Below are 4,552 nucleotides of genomic sequence, written 5' to 3' on the forward strand. Positions count from 1 at the left end.
CGGCGCGGCCCGGCCCGGTCGGCGAGCAGCGTGGTCCGGCGCGGCGCGGCCCCGGGTCGGCGAGCAGCGTGGTCCGGCCCCGTCAGGAGTGCGGGTGGCCGGCCGGGGTCTCGGCGTCCGTGGCGGTCAGGCCCAACAGCGGCGCCGTCGTCGGGCAGGCGGCGTCGTAGCACTCCCGGTCGTGCGCCCGGTATGCGAGCCGGTCGATCGGTACCACCGTCACCGCCAGCGGGCGGACCGGACCCGGAGCCCAGAAGCGGCGGGCGCTCGCGGCGCGGCGCTCGGCCCGTAACAGGCTCGGGGTGAACCTCGTGAAGTCGTGGAAGACCGCGCCGGAGCGGGCGTCGGCCCAGTCGAGCCGCACCGCGTAGCCGTTGCCCTGGTTGCGCGCGGGCGTCCGTCCGATCCCAGGCATTCCGTCACCACCACTTCGAGCGCCGTCCGACCCGTCCAACCGACCGTCCACCCGGAATGATACTCGAACACCTGTTCGAATTGCCAGCCCGCGGGGTCAGCGATGCGGGCCGACCATCGCTCCGAAGAGCACCGCCAGGTAGCCGGCCAGCGCCACCACCGGGCCGCCCAGGATCTGGGACTCGCCGCCCAGGGCGGCCCAGGACACGGCGAGCGCGGCCAGGGCCGCCAGGGTGCCGAGGATCGCGGTGGTGCGCAGGAGGGGGCGGCGGGCGCCGGGCCAGGTCGCGGCCAGGGCCAGGGCCGCGATCAGGACGAACAACAGGACGCCGACCGCGTTGAAGTAGGCGATCGCGAAGCCGCTCGGGTTGTCGACGGTCTGCTGCGCGTTGGAGGACAGGACGCGGCTCGGCAGCTCGAAGTACCGCACACCCCCGTCGGAGAAGCGGGCCCCGGTCCAGTCGAGGGCGAAGATGCTGGTCGCCACCAGGGCCAGGCCGATGGCGACGGCCACGAGCCCGACGGGTGCGCGGCCCGCAGTGTTGTCGGCCATGCAGGACGGTCTACCGCATCCAGTGACCGGAATCTATGGGCTGTTCGTGTCGCGCACGAACCCGCCGAGGAGCGCGGCCAGGCGGGCGGGCTGGTCGAGCGGGACCAGCGTGGACGAGTCGGGCACCTCGACGAGGCGGGCCCGGGGCAGGATGCCGGCCAGGCGCCGGCCGTGCGCGGGCGGCATCACCCGGTCCCCCGCGGCCCAGACGACGAGGGCGGGCCGGTCGAAGCCGGCGAGGTCGGCGCCCACCCCGACGAGCAGGCGGCGGTCGGCGAAGACGGCCCGCAGCATCCGCACGGTGTCGGCGGCGATGCCCGGCACGGTCAGGACCGGGCGGACCCAGCGGGCGGTGGCGGCGTCGCCGCGCTTCGTCAGCCGGCCGAACGCGATCGGCAGCCGCCGCGCCGGCCGCAGCCGCATCTGCTGCATGAACAGCCGGAACAGGGCCGGCGGAAGCTTGCCGGCGAGGGCGATCGCCCGCCCGGTCAGGCCCGGCGGCAGGTTGTCGAACGCCTCGCAGGACACCAGCACCAGCCGCGCGACCCGCGGCGCGGCGGGCGTACGGGTGACGACGAGCTGGGCGATCGCGCCGCCGGTGTCGTTGCCGACCAGCGTGACGTCGTGCAGGTCCAGCCGCTGGAGCAGGTCGGCGACCAGCGCGGCGACGCCGCTCAGCGACAGGTCCGTGCCGGCCGGGACCGGCCGGCGGTGTGCGCCGAGCGGCAGGGTGGGCACGATCCGGCGGCAGCCGGGCAGCGCGACGGCGTCCCACAGGGACTCGTCCATGAGCAGACCGTGCAGGAGCACGACGACGGGCCCGTCGCCCCCCGAGTCGGAGTAGTCGAGCATGCCGCCAAGTGAACCATCTGGTTCACAAAATGACTAGGCCGTCTCCTCGCGCTCCAGACAGCGCAGGAGCGCGGCCAGGCCGGCCTCGACGCTCGCCGGGTCGGCGCCGATGACCCGGTTGAGCAGCAGCCCGCGCAGGGTGGCCAGGGTCATCTCGGCGACCTCGCGGCGCCGCTGCCCGCTCCAGGTGGGCGGGCAGAGGGCCAGGAGCGCCGGGAGGTACTGCTCGGTCGCCTCCCGGCCGAACTTCGCGTACCGCGCCGGGTCGTACATCGCCAGCCCGGTCGACTGTTCGAGGACCCGGTGGCCGGAGCGCGGGTCGATGAGGACCGGCCACAGCGCCCGGACCCGCGCCGCGAACGTGCCCTCCAGGGGAGCCGCGACGGCGAGGCTGTTGTCGATGCGCCGGGCCCGGAGCCGGTCGACGGCCTGCACGAGCAGGTCGTCGGCGCCCTCGAAGTAGTACAGCAGCACCTTGTGCGTCGTCCCGGCGGCCCGCGCGGCCCGGCGCAGCGAGAAGTCGACCAGGCCGTGCTCCGCGAGGTCCTCGGTGACCCGTTCGAGCAGGTCCTGCCGCCGCGCCTCGCCCCGGGCGGTGCCGGTGGAGCGCCGGTAGGGGGCGGTCACGGCAGCCGGCGGCGCCCGGCGAAGCCGAGGTCCGCGCGGTGGTACCAGTCGAGGGCGGCGTCGCCCTCGAGCCAGCACAGCAGTACCGGAGCACCGTCGAGATCCGCGGGGAAGTCGACCAGCAGCGGGGCGAACCCCTTGAGCTCGGCGCCGGTCTGCTGCACGACGGTCATGAGCTCGTCGAGGCGGGCGGTCGCCGCCTTGTACTCCGGCAGCCCGCCCAGCGGCGTCGGCGGCCCGCCCGGGGCGAGCGCCGCGCCGAGCTCGGCGGCGTCGGCCCGCACGGCCACCAGCTCGTCGAGCACCGGCCGCAGCCGGGCCAGCTCCTCGCGTGCCTCCTCGACGGTGAACAGTCCCATGCCCAAGAAGGGTACGGTGAGCGGGTGGCGACCCTCGACGACGTGGCCGCGCTGGCCGGTGAGCTGCCCGAGGTGACCGAGGCGGAGCGGCACGGCGCCCGCGCCTGGGCGGTGGCGGGCAAGGTCTTCGCGTGGGAGCGGCGGTTCAGCAAGGCCGACGTCAAGCGGTACGGCGACCGGCCCGTGCCCCCCGACCCGATCCTGGCGGTCCGGGTCGAGGACCTCGGCGAGAAGGAGGCGGTGCTCGCGGCCGGCCACGCCGGCTTCTTCACCATCCCCCACTTCGACGGCTACGCCGCGGTCCTGGTCGAGCTGGCCGCGGCCGCCCCGGCCCCGCTGCGTGACGTGCTCGTCGACGGCTGGCTGGCCTGCGCCCCGCCGGCGCTCGCGGCCGCGTTCACCCGCGGGGACGCCGCCACCTGACCAGGTTCGCGCCGGCGACGAGCGCGAGCAGCCCGGTCGCCAGCCAGAACCCGGCCCCGGTCCCGACGTAGTCGGCCGCGGCCTTCCCCTCGGGGATCGCGCTCTGCCCCCGCACGGCCCCGGCGAGCCGCGAGGTGACCACCGCCTGCCCGGCGACGAGCAGGACGGCACCCACCCCGGCGAGCGAAGCGACGACGCCGTGACGCCGCCGCTCCCGCGCGAGGGCGACACCGGGGCGCGGCCCGTCCGGGACAAGGGCGACACCGGGGCGCGGCCCGTCCGCGGCGAGCGCGACACCGGGGCGCCGGTCCCGCGTAAGGGCGGCGCCGCGACGGCGCCGGTCCCGGGCGAGGGCGAGGCCGGCGGTGAGCGCGGCCAGCGTCGCGAGCAGCGCGAGGGCCTGCGCCGGCTGCGGCTCGAGCCGGTCGTCCCGCCACTCGCCACGCGGCCGGATGTGCTCGGCCGCCACCGCGGGCGCCCCGCCGACGGCAAGGTCGAGCCCGGAGTACTCGGTGACACCGCCGGTGTCGGCCCGCCCGTACCCGCCCGGCAGTCCACACGAGACGGTCGCGAACGGCAACAGGAAGCACACGAGCGCCAGCACCAGGGTGACGGGGCTGACCCATCGCCGCCGCGTCCGCCCGGGAGCCTTCGGCGGCAACGGTACCGCCGGTGCCGGCACCGCGAGCAACGCCCCTTCGACGACCGCGGTCTCGGGCCGCTCGACGCTGGTGGGCACCACACCGAGCCGCTGGTGCAGCATCCGCCCGAGCAGCGGCAGCCGGCTCCCACCCCCGACGAGCAGCACCCCGGCGAGCGGCGCCTCCCCCGCCGCGAGCGAGGCGGCCAGGTCCACGACCGGGGCGAGCAGCGGCGCCGCGACCGACTCGAGCTCGTCGCGGGTCAGGTGCAGCCCGGCCGGGTGGCCGGGCACGTGGACCGGCGCGACGGTGAGCCGGGACAGGCTCTCCTTGGCCGCGCGGACCTCCTGCCAGAACGCGAAGCGGTCCCGCCGCCCGGCGTCGTCGGCCGGCGTGGCGAGCCGCCGCCACCGGTCCGGGGCCTCGGCGGCCACGACCTTGCCGAGCAGCTCGACCAGGGCCGAGTCGATGTCCAGCCCACCGACGTCGACCCCGCCGTGGGCGACCACCTCGGGCGCCGTGCCGGTCCGTACGAGGGCCACGTCGGCGGTACCGGCACCGAGGTCGACGACGAGCAGCGCCGACCCGGGCGGCAGGCGGTGGTCCAGGCGCCCGGCGAGGTACGCCGTCGCGACCGTCGACTGCGGCGGGTGCGGCGGGATGCTGAAGCCCGACGTGGTCTT

The 4,552-nt window shown here is 76.5% G+C and carries 7 protein-coding genes; 1 reads left to right on the plus strand and 6 read right to left on the minus strand.

Annotation, left to right across the window (positions count from 1 at the left end):
• Positions 1 to 82 precede the first annotated feature (82 nt).
• From ABZS66_RS60565 to ABZS66_RS60585, 5 genes are all read right to left on the minus strand, one after another.
• Positions 83 to 415, minus strand: a complete 333-nt coding sequence (locus ABZS66_RS60565) for a hypothetical protein (protein WP_354773897.1) — start codon at positions 413 to 415, stop codon at positions 83 to 85.
• A gap of 96 nt (positions 416 to 511) precedes the next feature.
• Positions 512 to 967, minus strand: a complete 456-nt coding sequence (locus ABZS66_RS60570) for a hypothetical protein (protein WP_354773899.1) — start codon at positions 965 to 967, stop codon at positions 512 to 514.
• A gap of 33 nt (positions 968 to 1,000) precedes the next feature.
• Entirely contained in the window at positions 1,001 to 1,819 is an 819-nt protein-coding gene (locus ABZS66_RS60575; RefSeq protein ID WP_354773901.1) for an alpha/beta hydrolase, read from the minus strand.
• Positions 1,820 to 1,852: 33 nt separating this feature from the next.
• The gene (locus tag ABZS66_RS60580) at positions 1,853 to 2,446 is read right to left on the minus strand and encodes a hypothetical protein (RefSeq protein WP_354773903.1); all 594 of its coding nucleotides are present in this window, start codon (positions 2,444 to 2,446) and stop codon (positions 1,853 to 1,855) included.
• Positions 2,443 to 2,805, minus strand: a complete 363-nt coding sequence (locus ABZS66_RS60585; RefSeq protein WP_354773905.1) for a DUF2203 domain-containing protein — start codon at positions 2,803 to 2,805, stop codon at positions 2,443 to 2,445. The genes ABZS66_RS60580 and ABZS66_RS60585 overlap by 4 nt, the downstream gene beginning before the upstream one ends.
• 24 nt (positions 2,806 to 2,829) lie before the next feature.
• Here ABZS66_RS60585 and ABZS66_RS60590 point away from each other — a divergent pair, with 24 nt between their 5' ends.
• Entirely contained in the window at positions 2,830 to 3,228 is a 399-nt protein-coding gene (locus ABZS66_RS60590) for an MmcQ/YjbR family DNA-binding protein (RefSeq protein WP_354773907.1), read from the plus strand.
• Here ABZS66_RS60590 and ABZS66_RS60595 read toward each other — a convergent pair.
• A partial coding sequence (locus ABZS66_RS60595) for an Hsp70 family protein (protein ID WP_354773908.1) occupies positions 3,203 to 4,552 on the minus strand: 1,350 nt, incomplete at its 5' end. The genes ABZS66_RS60590 and ABZS66_RS60595 overlap by 26 nt on opposite strands.

Origin of the sequence: Dactylosporangium sp. NPDC005572, from assembly GCF_040605515.1 — a bacterium.
Classification (GTDB): Bacteria; Actinomycetota; Actinomycetes; order Mycobacteriales; family Micromonosporaceae; genus Dactylosporangium.

Coding starts and splice junctions, on each gene's coding strand:
- ABZS66_RS60565 (WP_354773897.1), bottom strand. CDS start 415: ATGCCTGGGATCGGACGGACGCCCGCGCGCAACCAGGGCAACGGCTAC.
- ABZS66_RS60570 (WP_354773899.1), bottom strand. CDS start 967: ATGGCCGACAACACTGCGGGCCGCGCACCCGTCGGGCTCGTGGCCGTC.
- ABZS66_RS60575 (WP_354773901.1), bottom strand. CDS start 1,819: ATGCTCGACTACTCCGACTCGGGGGGCGACGGGCCCGTCGTCGTGCTC.
- ABZS66_RS60585 (WP_354773905.1), bottom strand. CDS start 2,805: ATGGGACTGTTCACCGTCGAGGAGGCACGCGAGGAGCTGGCCCGGCTG.